This is a genomic window from Mycobacterium sp. (genome assembly GCF_965229265.1).
Taxonomy (GTDB): domain Bacteria; phylum Actinomycetota; class Actinomycetes; order Mycobacteriales; family Mycobacteriaceae; genus Mycobacterium.
Map to the genome: position 1 here is coordinate 326796 of NZ_CBDDIY010000012.1, position 18082 is coordinate 344877.

The 18082-nt window shown below is 67.5% G+C and carries 13 protein-coding genes and 1 pseudogene; 1 reads left to right on the forward strand and 13 read right to left on the reverse strand.

The features are described 5' to 3' along the window. Positions 1–852 (reverse strand): MlaE family ABC transporter permease, encoded by an 852-nt coding sequence (locus ADBZ9K_RS19305; protein WP_526623282.1) that lies wholly within the window; start codon positions 850–852, stop codon positions 1–3. Beyond that, positions 849–1613 carry an MlaE family ABC transporter permease gene (locus tag ADBZ9K_RS19310; RefSeq protein WP_526624247.1) on the reverse strand — a complete coding sequence of 255 codons (765 nt, stop codon included), beginning with the start codon at positions 1611–1613 and terminating at the stop codon, positions 849–851. Before ADBZ9K_RS19310 ends, ADBZ9K_RS19305 begins: the two co-directional genes overlap by 4 nt. Positions 1614–1866: 253 nt before the next feature. Between ADBZ9K_RS19310 and ADBZ9K_RS19315 the strand changes: the two genes are divergently transcribed. Continuing rightward, complete coding sequence (locus ADBZ9K_RS19315; protein ID WP_526623284.1) at positions 1867–2433, forward strand: hypothetical protein; 567 nt, start codon at positions 1867–1869, stop codon at positions 2431–2433. Positions 2434–2656: 223 nt separating this feature from the next. Here the strand turns inward: ADBZ9K_RS19315 and ADBZ9K_RS19320 are convergent, their stop codons facing one another. The 11 genes and pseudogenes from ADBZ9K_RS19320 to ADBZ9K_RS19370 form a co-directional block, all read right to left on the reverse strand. After that, entirely contained in the window at positions 2657–4255 is a 1599-nt protein-coding gene (locus tag ADBZ9K_RS19320) for a class I adenylate-forming enzyme family protein (RefSeq protein ID WP_526623286.1), read from the reverse strand. Positions 4256–4368: 113 nt separating this feature from the next. Continuing rightward, a complete protein-coding gene (locus tag ADBZ9K_RS19325) occupies positions 4369–6456 on the reverse strand; it encodes an acyl-CoA dehydrogenase family protein (protein ID WP_526623288.1) in 2088 nt (695 codons plus the stop codon). After that, complete coding sequence (locus ADBZ9K_RS19330; protein WP_526623290.1) at positions 6453–8837, reverse strand: acetyl-CoA acetyltransferase; 2385 nt, start codon at positions 8835–8837, stop codon at positions 6453–6455. The genes ADBZ9K_RS19325 and ADBZ9K_RS19330 overlap by 4 nt, the downstream gene beginning before the upstream one ends. Next, positions 8834–9961: an NAD(P)H-dependent flavin oxidoreductase gene (locus tag ADBZ9K_RS19335; protein WP_526623291.1), complete on the reverse strand. Its 1128-nt coding sequence runs from the start codon at positions 9959–9961 to the stop codon at positions 8834–8836. The genes ADBZ9K_RS19330 and ADBZ9K_RS19335 overlap by 4 nt, the downstream gene beginning before the upstream one ends. Positions 9962–10044: 83 nt before the next feature. After that, positions 10045–11070: a hypothetical protein gene (locus ADBZ9K_RS19340; RefSeq protein WP_526623293.1), complete on the reverse strand. Its 1026-nt coding sequence runs from the start codon at positions 11068–11070 to the stop codon at positions 10045–10047. After that, a complete protein-coding gene (locus ADBZ9K_RS19345) occupies positions 11067–12059 on the reverse strand; it encodes a hypothetical protein (RefSeq protein WP_526623295.1) in 993 nt (330 codons plus the stop codon). The genes ADBZ9K_RS19340 and ADBZ9K_RS19345 overlap by 4 nt, the downstream gene beginning before the upstream one ends. An 8-nt stretch (positions 12060–12067) precedes the next feature. Beyond that, positions 12068–12652: pseudogene (locus ADBZ9K_RS19350) on the reverse strand (PEP-utilizing enzyme); the annotation flags it as partial. Positions 12653–12662: 10 nt separating this feature from the next. Next, positions 12663–13907 carry an IS110 family RNA-guided transposase gene (locus ADBZ9K_RS19355; RefSeq protein WP_526617886.1) on the reverse strand — a complete coding sequence of 415 codons (1245 nt, stop codon included), beginning with the start codon at positions 13905–13907 and terminating at the stop codon, positions 12663–12665. A 274-nt stretch (positions 13908–14181) separates the two neighbouring features. Continuing rightward, positions 14182–16305: an NAD-dependent epimerase/dehydratase family protein gene (locus ADBZ9K_RS19360; protein WP_526623296.1), complete on the reverse strand. Its 2124-nt coding sequence runs from the start codon at positions 16303–16305 to the stop codon at positions 14182–14184. Then, entirely contained in the window at positions 16305–17429 is a 1125-nt protein-coding gene (locus ADBZ9K_RS19365) for an ABC transporter substrate-binding protein (protein ID WP_526623298.1), read from the reverse strand. The genes ADBZ9K_RS19360 and ADBZ9K_RS19365 overlap by 1 nt, the downstream gene beginning before the upstream one ends. Positions 17430–17485: 56 nt before the next feature. After that, positions 17486–18076: a TetR/AcrR family transcriptional regulator gene (locus ADBZ9K_RS19370; RefSeq protein ID WP_526623300.1), complete on the reverse strand. Its 591-nt coding sequence runs from the start codon at positions 18074–18076 to the stop codon at positions 17486–17488. Positions 18077–18082 lie beyond the last annotated feature (6 nt).

Sequence of the window (18082 nt, forward strand, 5' to 3'; positions counted from 1 at the left end):
TCATGACGCCAGGTGGAAGCTGCCGGATTTTCCGTAGATGGCGATCGAGGTCAGTACGACGACGAACACCACCGCGATAAGGGAGGCCCGTACCGCACGGCCCACCGCTTCGCCGACGCCCGCCGGACCACCGGAGGCGTTGTAACCGTAATAGGTGTGGATCAGCATCACGACCACCGCGATGACCAGGACCTGCGCGAACGACCTCAGGAGATCACCGGGAATGAGGAAGGTGGCGAAGTAGTGGTCGTACACGCCCGCGGACTGGCCGTAGAGCAGCGTCGTACCCAGCCGCGCGGCCAGGAACGCCATCAGCACGGCGATGCAGTACAGCGGCGCGACCACGAGCAGGCCGGCGATGACGCGAGTGGACGCCAGGTAGGCGATCGACCGAATGCCCATCACCTCGAGCGCGTCGATCTCCTCGGAGATGCGCATCGCACCCAACTGCGCGGTGGCACCGGCACCGATGGTGGCCGCCAGCGCGATCCCGGCGTTCACCGGGGCGATGACCCGAACGTTGATGTATGCCGAAACGAAGCCGGTCAGGGCTTCCACGCCGATGCCGGCCAGTTGGTTGTAACCCTGCACCGCGATCAGCGCACCTGCCGCCATGGTCAGGAAGCCCACCACGACAACGGTTCCGCCGATGAGCGCCAATGCGCCGGTGCCCATGCTCATCTGCGCGATGAGCCGGACGATCTCGGCTTTGTAGTTGGCCAATGCGATACCGGTGGACCGCAGCGTCGCGAAGAAGAACTCGGTCTGCCGTCCGAGTTGGTTCCACTGACCCGACAAACCACCGAACACCCGTGACAGTCGGGAGAATCGGGCACTCGGCACGCCGCTCATCGACTACCTCCGAACTGAACCGCGGTGACGAGAAGGTTGATCACGAACAGCGCCATGAAGGAGTAGATGACGGTCTCGTTGACCGCGGTCCCCACTCCCGCAGGGCCCCCGCCGACCGAAATCCCCTTGTAGCAACCGATGAGGCTGGCCGCCACGCCGAACAGCGCCGACTTGATGAGGATGACGAGGATGTCGGTGGCGCCGGTTAGTACGCCGATCAACCCGGCGAACGCCCCGGGGGTTGAGCCCTGGACGAAGATCGAGAAGAAGTACGACCCGACCACGGTGGCCACCGAGACGACCCCGGACAGCAGCACCGACACCAACCCGGCAGCAACCACTCGAGGAACCACCAGCCGCTGGATCGGGTTGATACCGAGGACGCGCATCGCATCGAGTTCGTCACGAATCGTGCGCGCGCCGAGGTCGGCGCAGATCGCGGTGGCCGCCGCACCGGAAATGACCAGCACCGTGATGATCGGACCCAACTGAGCCAGGGTGATACCGGTGGCGGCACCGGCGAAGTCGACCGCGCCGAAGTCCACCAGCAAGACATTGAAGGTGAACGAGGACAGCACCGTGAACGGGACGGCCATGAGCACGGCTGGGGCCAGCGACACCCGCGTGATGAACCAGAACTGCAAGATGAGCTCGCGCCATTCGAACGGGGGTCTCACCATCAGGATGAGGGTGTCGAGCGTCATCGCGTAAAACTCGCCGACCCCGCGAATCGGCTTGACGAGCCCGCTAGTAGCCACGATCGGATACCTCCATCCGATCGCCGCGGGCTTCCATGAAGCTCAAGGCGGTCCTCCAACGGTCACTGATTGCCGAACGTCAGCATAGGAACTCGTATCGTCAGCGGGAACTGCCTTTCGGCAGAACGCCGTTTTCGGGCGAAACCTCCACATCGGGACCACCTCTCGCAGAGGGACTGCGCGTGGAAATGGCGTTCTGCGGCCAGGTTTGAGAATGAAGCGCCGGCGAGTGGGCTGCTCGTTACTATCCGGTGCGATGAGGATTCGCGACCTTCTGATCCGAACGCCGGCCTTTGCAGCACGCTCCGGTGCGGTCATCGGCCGGACGTCGCACGCCCAGGGCGCGGCCCGGTCGCCGGGTACCGCCGACGTCCACCAAGGAGCTGAAGGCGCGGTCGTGAAGAGAGGCCACAAAGCGATGATGCGAAGTCTTGTCGCTCTTTCGGTCGCCGCTGCGGCGATGCTTGCCGCACTGCCTCCCTCGGCGACGGCAGCACCGGACGGCGGCGACCGCTGCACGTTCGTGCTCTCGGCTCCGCAGGCCACCGCACTACCCGGCCCCGGGGGCGCGAAAGGCGTCACGGCGACATTGACGTGGACGTCCTGCACCGGCTTGGCGTCTCCCGCTTATTCCAGTGTGTGCGTGGCGAACCCGCCGAGCAACGGCCACTGCAACAAACGGATCGGCTGGGACTCGCCGTTGGCGGTCTTCCCGACCCAGAACCCCACCGGACCGTTCACCGCGCAGGCCCGGGGCTGCTATCGGACGCCGTCGCAAGCCGAAACCGTCTGCGAAACTCAGGAACAGAGCGCCACGCTGTGATCCCCTGGGGTACCGCCCGTTCAGCCGGACTCCGCTCGCGCCACTCGCCGGCGTGCGTTCGGCCGCGATCGATCGCCGACACCTACACCCGGGCGGACGGCGTCGGGTAGGGGCCGGTCGGCCCGAATCTCGAACTCCGCGAAGCCCGTTGCCGCCGTGCCGGGGTGCCGGAGGTCCGCCAGCCCATCGATGTCGGCCCGCCGGAAGACCGGTGTGGTACACCCTAGTGCGTTTCCGCGTGCAACGCCCTGCGCAGATCCGTCTTGAGCACCTTGCCCAGCGCTGTCCTCGGCAACGTGTCGGTGACGACGAGCCGCTCCGGGGTCTTCTGACGGGCCAGGCCTGACCGCGCGAAATGTCGCTGCAACTCCGGGAGATCGAGTTCCACACCGGTTCTGAGCACCACAACGGCGGCCACCACCTCGCCGTACAGCGGGTCCGGGGCAGCCACAGCCACCCCCTCCGCGACGGCAGGGTGGGCGAGCAGAACGTCCTCAACCTGTGCCGAGGAGATCGTCTCACCGGCGCGGATGATGACGTCCTTGATCCGGTCGGTGATCACCAGATGTCCGCTGTCGTCCAGGTAGCCCAGATCGCCTGTGCGGAACCATCCGTCGGAGGTGAATGCCGCGGCATCGAGTGCCGGGTCGTGGTAGCCGATGAACTGGTCGGGCCCCTGGGTCACCACTTCACCCGGAACACCGTGGGGCTGATCCGTTCCGTCCTCGCCGAGCACCCGGACGGCCGATCCGGGCATCGGGAGCCCGTCGGTGCCGAGCCGGACGGAGGAGGGGTCGCAACGGTGGGTGCCAGAGACCGTCGGATGCTCGGTGAGGCCGTAGCACCGGTAGGCGTTGATGCCTGCGGCTGCCGCGCGCCGGCCGATCTCGTCGGTGACGGGGGCGGCACCAGTGAGGAATTCCCGCAGCGTCCGCAGCTTCGTGGCCGCATTGGACAGCTCCAGCAAACCGTGCAGATGAAACGGTGTGCCCACCGTCGTCGTCACCCCGAACCGCTGGATCAGGTCCGCGGCCACGCACGGGTCCCAGGTGTCGACGAACACCGTCCGGGTGCCAGAGATCATCGCCCCGAGTACCGCGCTGAGCCCGCCGACGTGACCGGGCGGAAAGCTGACCAGCTCGACCGAGTCCGGATCGCCCGCCAGCAGGCCGGGACGCGTCCGCTGCTCGGCGAGGATGGAATTGTGGCTGTGCCGAACGCCTTTCGGCGCGGAGGTGGTACCCGAGGTGTACAGCATCACGCAGACGTCGTCGGCATCGGCGGCTGGGTCGGCCCACTCTCCCGGGCCCTGCACCAGTTCTTCCCACCGGGTGAAGCCGTCACCCGGTTCGGCGTCGAGAACCACGATGTTCCGCAGCGTCGGAATGTCCCGGTAACCGCACACCCGATCCACATAGCGCGTGGAGCGGAACGTGTGCGGCATGATCAGCGTCGAGGCCCCGGACTGCGCGAGGATGAACCCCACTTCCGCGGCACCGTAGATGTGCACGATCGGAACCAGCACGGCTCCGCACAGCAGAGTTGCCTGGTAGGCGACGGCGCATTCGAGCCGGTTCGTCAGCTGGACAGCGACCGCGTCGCCCCGACGAACACCCAGCCGGCGCAGGCCGGCCGCCACGGTTCGCGCCAGGGCTCCGATCTCGCCCACGGTCACAGTCGTGTGCGCTCCGGCGGCCACGAACACGAGCGGCACCTCGCCGTAACGCGACCAGCCGTCGCGGAACGCCGCACTGCACGTCCGAGCCGAGTACCAGCCTTCGGAATACCATTTCTCGCGAAGGTCCGGGCGACCTCTCGACATGACGGCGACTCTATCTGGTCCCGTGGAGAACGTAGGGAACTTGGTTATCTTCGAAGCGGCGACGTTCACAGCCGTGGACCAGGCCTCGTCGGTTGCGTGTCAGATCGGCCCCATCAGCGCGGAAGTCCCAGACCGCGGGCGATGAGTCCGCGTTGAACGTCATTCGTGCCGCCGCCGACGACGTACATGATCGACTGGCGCAGACCGTATTCGAACGCCCCGCCGCCGGGCACGGCCGCGAGTTCGGCGGAATGCCGGCTCAGGGCCGCCGCCGGTCCGAAGATAGCCAGGGTTGCCTCACCGAAGTCTTCGGCGAGATCCCCGCCCATGACGCCGGCCATCGCGGCATCGAACATGGCACTGAGTTCCGATGCACTGCCGACGGCGGCGTTGACCAGTGCGCGGTTGGCCTGCACGCGGACCGCTAGGTCGTTGATGAGTCCGCGCTTGGCCGACCCGCGCGGGCCCGCAATCGCCTGGTCGTCGGCGCGGACGAAGTCGACCAGGTCATCGAGTTGACGCTGCAAAGCCGCGGCAATGTTACCCATGGTGATCCGCTCGCCGGCCAGCGCGTCGACGATGACCTTCCAGCCACCGTTCACCTCTCCGACCCGGGCCGAGTCGGGGACACGGACGTTGTCGTAGAAGACCGTGCAGGAGATCTCCCCGGACAGCGCGCGGTGTTGCGCGATGGTGATGCCCGGGGTGTCCATCGGGACGAGGAAGACGGAGATTCCGGCGTGGCGGGGAACGGCCTCGGGATCGGTCCGCACCGCCAGCCACACCCAGTCAGCTTCCTGACCCGTCGTGGTCCAGAGCTTCTGGCCGTTGATAACCCACTCCGCACCATCGCGGACCGCGCTGGTGCGCAGGGAAGCGAGGTCCGAGCCGGCCTCCGGCTCGGAGTAGCCCAGGCAGAAGTTCATCTCACCGGCGGCGATGATGGGTAGGAACATCCGTTTCTGCTCCTCGGTGCCGTGCCGCAGAATCGACCCGCCCAGCAACATCACCGAACCGAGCGCCTTGGTGGCCCCGACCCTGTTGTAGGTGACCTCCTCGTTGAGGACCACTTCCTCGGCCAGGGTTGCATTGCGGCCACCGTATTCAGACGGCCAGGCGAAGCCGAACCACCCCCGCTCAGCCATCGCCGCAACTGTCCGGTGATCGGGTGTCACCGGCGTCGGTGCGCCGTCACGGGCACCGCGCTCGGCGATGAAGTCGAGCAGTTCACGACGGAATGCCTCACCGGTCTCCCCGAGGTTGGCCGCCGGCAACCGGGCGCCGGTCTCCACCAGATAGTCACCGACCGTGCCCCGATGCAGCTCCAGTGGGCCCAACAGGGTCACGTCGGCATGGACCCGGCGGAACAGCCACGGGGCTTCGTGCTCCTCGAAGTAGCCGATCGCGGCCAGCGTGTGGTGGGCGCCCAGCTGAACCCTCGGCGCTATCGCCGCGATGTGGCCGATGGCCAGCTCCGCGGCGAACAAAGCTTGCGCCGATCCGGCCTGCAGGGCCCGCACCGCGTCGTCGAGCAATAGATTCGCCGAGCGGATCTCGATGTGGCACTGGGCGGTTCGCTGCTGCACGGCGCCGAAGCTGCCGATCACCTTGCCGAACTGCTTGCGGTTCTTGGCGTGCTCGATGGCCATCTCGTGGGCGTACTCGGCCGCGGCCAGCGCCCGCGCGGCCTTGCCCAGCCGGGTAAGGACCAGCGCCCGGTCGGCTTGCGCGATGTCGATCTCACGCTCGGCGACACTGTCCCCCAGCCGTACCCGGCTCCAGGCCGGCACGGCGAGCCCCGGCAGCGGGGTGACCTCGACGATGGGCTTGAGGGCCGCGCCGCCGCCCGCCTTCGGCACCACCAGCACGTGGGTGGCGGCGCCGCCACTGTCGACCAGTGAGTCAGGCGCACCGGAGATCACCACCCGGACTTGGCCGCTGTCCACTCCGGCCGACGGTAACAACTCCGCCGCTGCGTACCCGTCGAGCAGTGGCAGCGGGCAGGCGACCCGGCCGAGCCTGCGGGTCGCGGCCACGGCCAGGTCGAGGGCGCCTGCCGCACCGAGTTCGAACCAGCCCTGCTCGGCCGCCACCGACCACAACTCGGCGACATCGGCGCGTGCGGCGGCGGTCGCGGTGCCCCAGTACTTCTCGACGACGCCAACCACGGTCTCGTCGAAGGCGACCAGTTCGTCGTTCATCGGTTCTTCCAATCCGGGGTTCGCTTCATCGCGAAGGCCGCCATCCCTTCGAACATGTCGGCGCTCGTCAACAGTTCGTCGATGGCCTCCGACGGCGCATCGACGGCATCGACGGTGTCGGGGATGCCCTGTGTCTCGTTCATCAGTTTCAGTGACAGCCGCACCGACGTCGGCGACCCGGACAGGATCTCGGCGGCGAGGTCGCGAGCCGCCTGCAGGGCTTGACCCGGCGGGGCCACCCGGCTGACCACGCCCAGACGCTGCGCCTCCGCGGCTCCGATGCGCCGGCCGGTCAGGATCAGCTCGGTGGCGATCTTGGGCCCGATGGCACGTGGGAGACGGACGATGCCGCCGGCACCCGCGATCAGACCCACCTTGACCTCGCTGAGTGCGAATTGGGCCGTCTCGTCGGCGACCACCAGGTGGCACGCCAGCGCGATCTCGAAGCCACCCCCCATGGCAAAGCCGTTGACCGCTGCGATGACGGGCTTGGTCATCCCGCGCCGACTGGTGATCCCGGCAAAACCGCTGAGGGGGATGTACATCGGCTTGCCACTGGCACTGTAGACAAGATCATTGCCGGTGCAGAAGGCCTTGTCCCCCGCGCCGGTGATGATCGCCACCCACAGGTCGGGGTCGGCGAAGTAGGCGTTGAAGACCTCGTCGAGTTCCTCGTGTGACGGTGGGTGCAGGCAGTTGCGCACATCGGGCCTGTTGATGGTGATCTCGAGCAGGTGACCATCGCGGTGCACACTGATGAACTCGTAATCGTCGCGGAGCGCCGGCGGGCGCATCGGAAAGAGTTGAGCCGCTCTCTCTTCGGTGCCGGTGACCCGGTTGCCCACGCCCAGCGCGGTGACGTGAACCCGTTGGCCGATCGGCTCGCGGCCGCTGTCGAGCAGCTCGAGCAGTTCGTCATCGTCGGCCGCGACCAGGGCCAGGAATCGGCTGTCGTCCCGCTCGAGGCGGCCGATGACGATGCCGGTCTTGCCCTTTCGACCGTATGCGACGGTGTACGTCTCGATCCTCGCCCAGCCGCGGGGATGCGCGACATGCCGTGGGGCGGGAGCCTCGTCGAGCCGGCTTTGCAGTCGGGCGCTCGAGTCGGCGTGCAACCCGGTCGGCGTGGTGCTGTAGATCCCGACGGATGTCTTCGACACGACACCGCCATTGGCCGAGACCAGCGCATATCGCCCCGGATTGGCGCGCACCCGGCCGACCGCCTCGGCGATGGCATGCATGGAGTAGTTGTTGCCCGGCCCGCCGAAGTAGGGCAGCCCACCGGTCAGTGTGAGCCCGCGTGGATCGTCCAGTGCGAGGCCGAGGGCGTCGATGAGGTTGAAGACCGCAATGGGAAAGCATGAGTAGAGGTCGAAGAACGAGATGTCACCAAGGGATACGCCGGCGACCTCGAGTGCGTGCGCCACCGCGGCGGGTGCGGCGGGCGCCTCACCCAACCGCGGCCGCTGCATCAGACTGCGCTCGGTCAGATCCGCCTGCCCGTGCAGAAAGACCCACTTCGACTCATCGATGCCGAGCTTGCGCGCGGTGTCGACCGACGCCAGCAGGACCGCCGCACCCTGATTGACCTGATCGCGCGCCACCAACCGACGGGGGTAGGGGTCCGCGATCAGCCGGTTGTTGTCGTCCACCGCGATCAGTTCCGCTGCGGAGAATTCCCGGGGTGCCGACGAATACGGGTTCTCGGCAGCCACTTTCGTGAACGGGGCGAACAATGCGCCCATGCTTTCCAGGTGCTGACGACGGCTCTCGCCCCGCATCGCACGCCGGGCGTTCTCGACGAGCCCGTATTGCACCGGCGCGGAAAGCAGCGCGTGCGCCGCCTGCTCTCGGGTCATCAGACCTTTGAGGCCGAAGCCGCGGTCCTCGTAGACGACACCGCTGACCGAAGGGTCGTCCGAGAAGTCGGGCTTGTGCTCCGACTTGCTCAGCTGGCGGATGGTGGAGATCGCCTCGGCGCCGGTGAGCAGCACGACGTCGGCACCGTGCCCGTGGATCTCCCGGGCGAACTCGTTGACCAGGTGTTGGGGTCCCTGACCGCCGACGACCTCCAAGACGGCCCGCCTTGGCTTCGCCCCCAGACAATTGGCCACCGACAGCGGGAACTTGGTCGACTTTCCCAGTGGCGCGGGGGCACCCGGCTGGGAGTCTTCGAACTGCCGGGTGGACACCAGCGTGTCGACGGCCGCGAGCACGGCGGCTTCGTCAGCGCCGGTGTCGCGCAACGCGGCCCGACACGCCTCGACGGCGAGACCAGTCGGCGACAGTCCGCGGTAGCCCGCGTCCTCCGGCCGTTCGGTGTACTGTCCGACGCCGACGATGACGGGCGTCCGGGGATCGAGTTCGTCGATTGTCGTCAACTCAAGTCCTCGATCGATTCGGAGACCCGCGCAACAGCGTCCAGGTAGTCCTCGATCATTCCCCGAACCACCTCACGCGCGGGTTTGACCTTGTTCATCAGACCGACGCCCTGCCCCACCCAGTAGGTGGCGAGGCTCTGGGCCCCTTGGTGGCCGTTCTCGGCGAGGATGTCGATGCGGCGCAGGATGTTCTCCGAGAGGACCGACTGCAGTGGCATGGGCAGTGCGCCCGGCCCGTCGCCGTTCCAGGCGTCGGTCCACGGCGATCGCAGTTGCCGGGACGGCTTGCCGGTCCTGCCCTTCGAGCGCACGGTGTCACGTGAGGTCGCGGCGAGCATCTTCGCCACGGTGTGCGGAGCGGTCTCGGCCTCCTCGGTGGTCAACCAGACCGAGCCGGTCCATGCGCCGGCGGCGCCCAGCGCCACGGCCGCTGCCACCTGCCTGCCGGTGACGATGCCGCCGGCCGCCAGGACGGGCACGCTGGAGCCGACGGCCTCGACCACCTCCGGGATAAGCACCAGCGTGGTGACCTCGCCGCAGTGCCCGCCGGCCTCGGTGCCCTGCGCGACCAGGATGTCGACGCCCGCATTGACCTGTTTGACCGCGTGCTCCCTGGCACCGACGAGCGCGGCGACCGGGACGCCTTCGGCCTTGGCCCGGTCGATCATGAACTGCGGGGGGACACCCAACGCGTTGGCGATCAGCTTGATCGGGTGCCGGAAGGAGACGTCCATCAGCTCCTCGCCGATCGAGTCGCCGAGTTCGCCGAACATCCGAAATGGGTCGCCGCCGATGTCGTCGAGGGCGATGTCGTGCTTGGCGAGCAACTCGAAGACGTAATCGCGGTACTGCGCGGGCACCATCGCGACGATCTGGGCCTCCGTCAGATCCAGGCCCTTGCCCTCGAACTTCTCCGGGCAGACGATGTCGACGCCGTAGGGCTTGCCCTTGACGTGCTCGTCGATCCAGTCCAGCTCGTGCTCGAGCTGTTCGGGGCTGTGCGACGAAGCGCCGAGCACGCCGAAGCCGCCGGCGTTGGTCACTGCGGCGACGACGTCGCGGCAGTGGCTGAACGCCAACAGCGGAAAGTCGATCTCCAGCATCTGGCAGATGGCGGTCCTCATGGCCCTCCCACGCTAGCGGACGATTGTCGTCCGTTATTACCATGGTAGTCGGCCCGCCCGCAAACCCCAAGCGCCCGAGCGTTCTACCGCCGCGGCCCAGAGTAGGTGCGGTCCAGTCCGTTGAGCGGAAATGTCTCGATCCACCCCGCCGAGAACACCGGGGTCCGGTCGTCGCCGACTCGGCGGACCGACCCAGCCTGCCCGTGGTACGTGTCGCCCCGGGCGGCAGCCAGGGACCGCATCTGGCCCCGGTCTGCCGCGGTGAACCGCCATTCGGTGCCCGCCGCCCGGTACAGCGCGGTCGAGACATACCTGTCCGCATCGAGCTGCACGTCGGCGGCGATCTCGGTGGTCTGGATGATCGGCCCCGCCTCGTTCGAGGCGACTGCGAATCCCCAGTGCTCCTTGCCCAGACACAGGGCGCCGAACTCGTGGGCGCCGTCGGCGTAGAAATTGCCGAACGTCACCCAGGCGAGTTCGACGACGTTGAAGATCGGGCCGTTGTTGTAGACCTGGCCGACCGGGCCGTAGAAGTTGTCCATGCACACGAATCCGTGAACCGCCCGACCGGCCACCTGTCCGGCAACCCGGAAGGGTTGGGAGACATATAGATTGCCGCCGCGTTCGTCGACATTCGGGGTGTACCACTGGTAGCCGAGACCAAGCCGAGCGCCATGCAGATCAAGCAGATCGCCTTCCCGCCATGAGAATTCGTCGTCGGCAACGAAGAGATCGAAGGGTTCGCTGTACGGTGTGGCCGGCGCGACGACCCGGAACGAGGACTCGTCTTCGGCCAGCGACCAGCGCGCCCCCGCTCCGCGCTGCGAACGACCGAACACCTCGGGTGCGATCTCGAGGTTGGCCGCACCGACATTCGAGGACAGCTGCAGGCCGCTCGACAATTCGGTGTTGACCTTGCGCATCGGCGCCAGGAAGTTGCCGTCGTCGTCCTTCAGGCAGCTCCACCAGTAGGTGGCCATCGGGCGCAGGCCGAAGAACTCACGTTCGCACCAGGCGTCTCTTGCGGCGAACTCACACGTGCTGACCAGACTGCGGAAGTCGAAGTTGCCGCGCCGCCTCGACGGCCACCGCCAGGACGCACCCGTCATCTGCCCGCCCCCGCACGCAGCGCGCCGGTTTCGACCAGCCGGCCGTTGTAGGTCTCCATCAGGGCCTCAGTAGCCTTGGGGCGGCGCTTCTCGTCGATGTGGTGGACCCAGCCCTGGCGCCAGCGGTGTCCCTCGATCAGGTCGCGCCGGATGGGACAACGGCCGCCCTCGTTGGCCTCCCACACCCAGGTCTCGCCCGCGCCGGTGTAGGTGATCCGCTGCGGAAAGGCTGACTCGGAATCGAACGGTCCGTCGAGCTGAGCCGCCACGACGACGTCACGAGCGATCAGCGGCGGGCCGTCGGTGCGGTCGATGATCATCACGTTGAACCCCTCGAGCCCGTGGATCAGGTGGCCGCAGTGGATCTCGCCGTCCTCGAACTCGGTCGCGAACGCCACCCACGCGGTCTCCAGCTTGGTGATGACGGGCCCCTGCATGAACTGCCGGCCGTCCTTGGTGTGCATGCTGTCGTGGAATACCAAGCCCGTCACCGGAATACCCTTGATCGATCCTGTGGCCCGGAACAGCCGGGAGGTGTACAGCATCGGATCGTCGGCGTCGACGGCGTAGAACTGCATACCGGCACCGACCCGCTCTCCGGTGATGTGCAGGTCTGCTCCGTCGTTCCACTCCATGGTGGTCTCGGTGACCGCCATCAGCACCTCGCCGTCGGGTTTGACCACCTCGTAGCGGCCGCCTGAGTGCCGGTGCTCGATCGGTCCGCCGTAGGAGTTCGTCTCGTCGGTGGCGTAGGTGAAGTCGCCGCCGCTCTTGGCTTCGGACAGGTGCAGGAACCGCGCGCGGTTGGTGTAGCAGCCCCGGATCGGCCACCAATAGTCACCCGCTTCGGAACGTAGGGAGCCGTAGAAGTACTCCATGTTCATGCTCAGCCCAAGCGCGTCGTCCCAGTGCGCTTCCGGGACCGGCTTGATCAGGTTGCCGACGATCGGGAAACCGAAGTGTCCGCTCGTACCCAGTTGTTGCGCCACCACACTTCTCATCTCTCTTCGGAGCCGGCACCCTGGGCCGGGCCGACGTTGCGTTCCAGGAGTTTGATCTCACCGGTCTGTCCGTTCACCTCGACCATGGCTCCTTCCGGGAGTCGCCGGGTGGCGTTGCGCGCATCGACGACGCAGGTGACGTCGAACTCGCGGGCGACGATGGCGGCGTGCGACATCGGGCCGCCGAGGTTGGTGACGACGGCGCCGGCGTAGGCGAACGACGGTGTGTACCCCACATCGGTGACCTCCGCGACGAGTACCTCGCCGGGTTCGAGGTCGTCGATGGTGTTCTGATCGACGATCCGGACCCGCCCGGTGACGCGGTGGCCACTCACCCCGAGACCGGTCAGCGTCTCGCCCGGTTCCAGTGGCGGGACGTCCGACAACGGCTCCCAGGTCGCACTGAAGGCCTGCGGCAGCCGGACAGCGGACAACCTGGTCATCTCGGCCCGCCGACGGGCCACCAACCCGCGGGCATCGACCGGCAGCGCCTCCACCTCGTCGACGCACAAGAAGAAGATGTCGTCGACCTGGTCGAGCACCTCGAGTGCAACCAGCCGACGACCGTGTTCGCGCATGAGTTGCCCTGTGTCAAGCCGCCCGGTGTTGTTCTTGGTTGAGCAGTATTTGGAGGGCGCGATGTTTGGCGGGGTCGTAGGCGATTTCGTCTTGCCAGCAGTGCCAGATGATGTAGAGCCAGGCGCGAGCGAGGATGCGGACGGCGTGGGGGTGGTCGTGTCCTCGGGCGATAGCGCGGGTGTAGACGTCGGCGGCCCAGGGGTTGGCGCGTCTGCTGTCGCCGGCGAAGTCGGTGACAGCGTCCCGGAGTTGTTTGTCTGCAGCCCAACGGAATCCGACGTGTTTGACTTTGCCGGACTGGCGGGTGGAGGGCGCGACACCGGCCAGGCAGGCCAACGATTCGGGGGTGGGGAAGCGGGCGCGGCAGTCCCCGATCTCGCTGAGCAGTCTGGCGGCACGCACGGTGCCCGAGCGGGGCAGGGACGTGAAGATGTGCGCGTCGGCGTGGGCGGCGAGTTGGTCGGCGATGCTGTCGTCGAGGACGGCGATCTGGGCGTTGAGCGCGGTCAGGGTCGCGACGAACGCACCGGTGATCGCGGCGCCGGTGACCTCGTTGGTGGCGCGGGGAGCAGCGGTCAATCGGCGGTGCAGCTCGCGGGGATCAGTGCGGCCGCTGTAGCCGACGCCGGCCAGCCAGGCGCTCAGGCGGGTGACCGAGAGCCAGTCGGCCCGTTGCTGGCAGTCGAAGCGGGCCAGGAACGCCAGGCTGATCGGGCTGTCGATCGCGGCGAACAGGCCCACGGCACCGGGAAACACGATCTTCAGATGTGCGCGCAGCTGGTTGGCCACCGCGACCCGGTGGGCGACAAGGTCTTTGCGGGCACGACAGGTCTGGCGCAGGGAGACGGTGGCCGGGGTGTCGGGCAGCAGCGGGGCCAGCCGTGCTCGGTCGGTGCGCAGAGTGTCGGCCAGCACGAACGCGTCGAAGCGGTCGTCCTTGTTGCCGGCCGAACCGTAGCGGCCGCGCAGGTTCTTGACCTGGTTGGGGCTGATCACCACGACCGTGACACCGGCGTCGAGCAGGGTGTCCACGACCGGCCCGTCCGGGCGTTCGATCGCAACCTCCCGCACGCCGGCGCGCTCGAGCACGGCGAGCAGCTCGCGCAGTCCGGCCGCGTTGTGAGTGATCGTCTTGCGGGTGACTTCGCGGCCCTTGGCGTCGACGATCGACAGAGCGTGATCGTCACGCGCCCAGTCGATGCCGCAGGTGATGCCGTTGACGGGTTCCGTCGGCAGGGTGTTTCGGGCAGACTTCATGACAGCCTCCTCGCTGCTAAGCCCAGTGGGGAGGCACCCTCGTGTGGTACCGGGGCACGACTGCTCGTTCGCTCACTGTGCGGCGCTCGGAGGCGCTTAGCCCTGTCGACGGTCGGCGTGCCCCGGGTAACCGCTGGCCCCCGCAGAACTCATGCTGGACGTCAGATGCGTCGAGCAAGCAGGGCGATGAACCAGCAGCCACCTCGGGTGCATCGGCAATCCATCCAAGATCACCGACACACCGGATGGTGCACCAGAAAACCCTCGACGAAGACTACCGACACGAGGATGGTGCACCAGTGAGCCTGCGCAGCACCCAGGTGGCCCGAACGACTCTGTCGCGCCGCACCTCCCGGTCCTTGAGTTGCCGCGCGGCCAGCCTGCCCGGGATACGTCCCCGCGGGTGCTCCGCGCGGCCGAGGGTCCCGGGGCTCTCCGGGCCACCGTGCGCCAGCGACTTGGCGATCATCCGGGCGAACTGTTCTGGATCGTCGCCATAGGTCGTCGAGCGCAGCTCGCACTCCCCCGGTCCGCGATGGCCGACCCGATCGAGTTCTTCGACAATCGCCGCGAACAGGCTCGGGGCCTTCTCCCGGACGACCGGCAGCAGCGCGCCGTCGCCACCCAGCGCTGCCACGGCGCCGGGATCCGACCGGGCCAGGGCGGTGAGCCGCCGGATGCCGGCGAGCCCGCGTGCGCTGGCGAGATCATCTCCGGCGGTGGGTAGTTCACCTCCAAGGCGCTCGGCGGCGGTGGCGGTGGCGGTGCACATCAGGGCGGCCCAGGCCGACAGGTTCCAGCCATGCACGACGAGGTCACGCGCGAGCAGGATCAGACTCTGCAGACGAGAGTCGTCGAGGTCGGCGAGTTCGGTAGGCAGCATCGCCTCGAGCTGGTCGACATCGCCGACGAAGGCCTTGGCATCGACCGTCGACGCGGCGACCAGTCCGGCTCCGGTGACGCCTACCGCGATCGCGTCCCAGATCCGCCTTGCAGCGACGGTCTTCTCACGGTGCGGCCGTTGCTCGCCGAACACCGGAGTGTCGCCGAGTTCACGGCCGAAGAACTGTTCGATCAGGCTGGCCGGATTGGCGCCCAGCATCGACTCAGCCATGTAGTAGACCGAGGTGACGCCGCCGTAGACACGGTGCCCGAACACACCGATGGAACGGGCTGCGACCTCGGCCCCGATCACTCCGGGCAGCCGCAGCCGCTCGGCGATCGACGATCCGCCGGCCCGAAGTCCCCGCACCGTCGAGGAAGCGGATGCCGGGCTGAAGGGTCCGGGCAGCGCTTCGGAGAGGTTGCTCGCGACGAAGGTGGGGAAACGATCGTCGACCGGGGTGTCGAACTCGCCGACCAGCCCGCGCGGGCCGGCCGGATGCAGCGGTGCGCCGTCCGGTGGCGGTGCGCTCGGCTCGGGGACGCTGTGCACGAACGGCATCCGCCACGGCACCGTCAACACTGCCCTGCCCAGGCCGATCTTTCCGCGCAGGGCACGCTCGAAATCGGAGAGGCACTCGTCGGCGTCGAACGCCGGGTGGTACCCCCACTCGTCCCTCAGACGGGAGGTGTCCATGATGGGGAAGTTGAGCAACAGCTCGAACTCGGCGGGCGACGCTTCGACCAGTCCCCTCCGATTGAGGGCGCCGAGAACGCCGTCGAGCATCTTCTTGCGCGCCGGGAACACCCGTCGGTTCAGCTTGGCGGTGATGACGCGCACACTCGGCTCGCCGGCGGCCGCGAGGTTGACCGCCCCGACCTCGTTTCCCAACACCGCCCGGACGAACAACCGGTGCACATCGTCGGTGTGCACGACCTGCAGGGGCCGGTCGGCGGAGCCCTCGACATCCGGGAAGGCCGGGGAACCCAGGAGTCGCATGATGGTGTTGTCGACGTCACGTCCGACGACGATGGCAGGCCGAATCGCGACCCATTCCTTGCCGGAGGTTGCCAGCAGGCTCTCGACCTGTGCCTTGTGGAAGGCATAGAAGTGATCCGGCGATGGCCGCAACTCGTCGTCCTCACCGAGCTTGGCCGAGCCGCGCGGGCGGGCGCCGAACGCCAGCACCGACGACGCGAAGACGATCCGGCGAGTGCCCGCGCGGTCCATCGCCGCCAGGACGTTCTCGGTTCCGCCGATGTTGATCTCACGAGTGAGCTTCTCGTCGGGGTTGGAGTTGACCACCCAGGCGCAGTGCGCCACCGCGTCAACACCGTGGACCGCCCGATACACCTGCTCGGCGTCGCGGATATCGGCTGCCACGAAATCGCTGCCGGGAAGCCAGTTCTGTGGTCGGTGCCGAGCAAGACCGACGACCTCGTGTCCCTGCGATCGTAGCCGGGCCGCGATGCCCCGGCCGAAGACGCCGCTGGCGCCGGTGACAGCGACGCGCATCAGGGTTGGTGCCAGGGCACCACGGGGGCGAAGCCCTCCATCGACGTCGTGCCATCGTGGCTTCGACGCAACAAGAGGAAGTCCGCGCCCTTGTAGGCGCGATGATCCGAGGGACCCAGCGTGATGATGGTCCCCGGGCCGCCGGTGCACGACGGGACGCGGCGCAGGGTGTCCATCGCGTCGCGCAGGGCCGTCGGCGTGACATACCGCATCCGGCCCAGCGCCAGGGCGAACGCGTTCCCGATGTCATACCCGGTGGACAGCCCCGAGTTGGAGTAGCTGTAGCCGAAGCGCCGGTGGAATCGCTCGATGACGGCCGCGAACACCTCGTTGCGCTCGTCGTACTGGTCGACCCCGACCCAACCGTCGATCCGGCGGGCCCGCTCTTCGCTGTAGGTCGCGCTGACGAATGCCGTCGTCTGGATGCGCGGCGGGTCCCAGCCGATCGCCTCCAATGCCGGGCGCACCCACTGGTTCACCCCGCCGAGGCCCAGGTACACCAGGGCGTCGGGCTTGGAATCCCGGCAGACCTCCAGGGCACCGACGAGTTCCTCGACACTGGTCGCCGGGTAGACCGGCGGCTCGGCGGTGACCACCAGGCCGTGCGGCTGCAACTCGTAACGGAAGAATTCCGCATACTCTTCGCCGATCTGGGTGCGCTCCCGCAGGACGGCGATCCGCTTGTGGCCGTTGGCTTCCAGCCATGCCGCCATCACGGCTGGTTCGTCGGCCAGCCCGCCATTGGCAAATGCGTAGGCGTATTCACCCTTGAAGCGCACCGAGCCGCAGATCGTCGCAGTCGGAACCTGCAGCCGCTCGATCTCGGGTAGCAGAGCCAGGCAGTTGTCCGACGTGAACGGGCCGGCGATCCCCAGGACCCCCTCCTCCTCGACAAGGTCGCGGTAGACCCTCTTGAGCTCATGCGCCGACGCCCACGGCTGGGCGTAGACCTCACGCACCACCACCTCGACGTCACGCTCGAGGAGTCCGCGGGCCTTGGCGTCCTCGCAGGCCAACTGCACGGCATCCGGCCAGCAGTCACTCAACCCCGGATGGTCCGGCAGATCGATGATCATCCCGAGCTTGTAGGGCTCGATCGGACGACCGTGGTACACGGTGGCCATCTGTCAAATCCTCACTGCCGCACTAATCGTGAACACACCGAACACGACACTCTCTTTCACTCCGGCGCTACTCCGAGCGCCGTGACGACTTCACTGACAACGGACGCGATGCGCTCGTCCTCGCCGGATACCAGCTCCGGCCGACGCAGAATGTCGTGCGCGACACCGATTCCGACCACCCACGCGAAGATGAGTTCGGCGACCAGGACGGCATCGGTGCGGTCGATCGACGCCGCGATGGTGCCGACGATCTGATCGAAGCCCTCTCGGTGCAACTGACCGAGCTGATCATTCTCGCGGGCACTACGGATCAGCGACACCACGCGGGCAGCATCGCCGGCGGAACCCTCGAGAATGGTCTGGATCAGGTTGCGAATCGCGGTGGCCTGACCGTCCTCGAACATGGCCTCGATATAGGCCTTCTGGGGAACGGCCTTCGCGTACAGCTGATCTTTGGACCCGAAGTAGCGAAAGACCAGAGACTGGTTCACCCCGGCAACATCGGCGATGTCGCGAACCGACGTCGGGGCATAACCGTTCTCGGTGAACAGCTGACGCGCGGCGTTGATGATCGCCAGCTTCTTCGCCTCCGGATCACGGCGCCATCGCGGACCGTCGGCGGACTCCGCGAGCGAATTCCCAGCCACCGACAC

Excerpts from the sequence above, each read along its gene's own strand:
- ADBZ9K_RS19365 (WP_526623298.1), bottom strand. The coding sequence starts at position 17,429 with ATGGCCACCGTGTACCACGGTCGTCCGATCGAGCCCTACAAGCTCGGG.
- ADBZ9K_RS19320 (WP_526623286.1), bottom strand. The coding sequence starts at position 4,255 with ATGTCGAGAGGTCGCCCGGACCTTCGCGAGAAATGGTATTCCGAAGGC.
- ADBZ9K_RS19315 (WP_526623284.1), top strand. The coding sequence starts at position 1,867 with ATGAGGATTCGCGACCTTCTGATCCGAACGCCGGCCTTTGCAGCACGC.
- ADBZ9K_RS19335 (WP_526623291.1), bottom strand. The coding sequence starts at position 9,961 with ATGAGGACCGCCATCTGCCAGATGCTGGAGATCGACTTTCCGCTGTTG.
- ADBZ9K_RS19360 (WP_526623296.1), bottom strand. The coding sequence starts at position 16,305 with ATGCGCGTCGCTGTCACCGGCGCCAGCGGCGTCTTCGGCCGGGGCATC.
- ADBZ9K_RS19355 (WP_526617886.1), bottom strand. The coding sequence starts at position 13,907 with ATGAAGTCTGCCCGAAACACCCTGCCGACGGAACCCGTCAACGGCATC.
- ADBZ9K_RS19325 (WP_526623288.1), bottom strand. The coding sequence starts at position 6,456 with ATGAACGACGAACTGGTCGCCTTCGACGAGACCGTGGTTGGCGTCGTC.
- ADBZ9K_RS19305 (WP_526623282.1), bottom strand. The coding sequence starts at position 852 with ATGAGCGGCGTGCCGAGTGCCCGATTCTCCCGACTGTCACGGGTGTTC.
- ADBZ9K_RS19340 (WP_526623293.1), bottom strand. The coding sequence starts at position 11,070 with ATGACGGGTGCGTCCTGGCGGTGGCCGTCGAGGCGGCGCGGCAACTTC.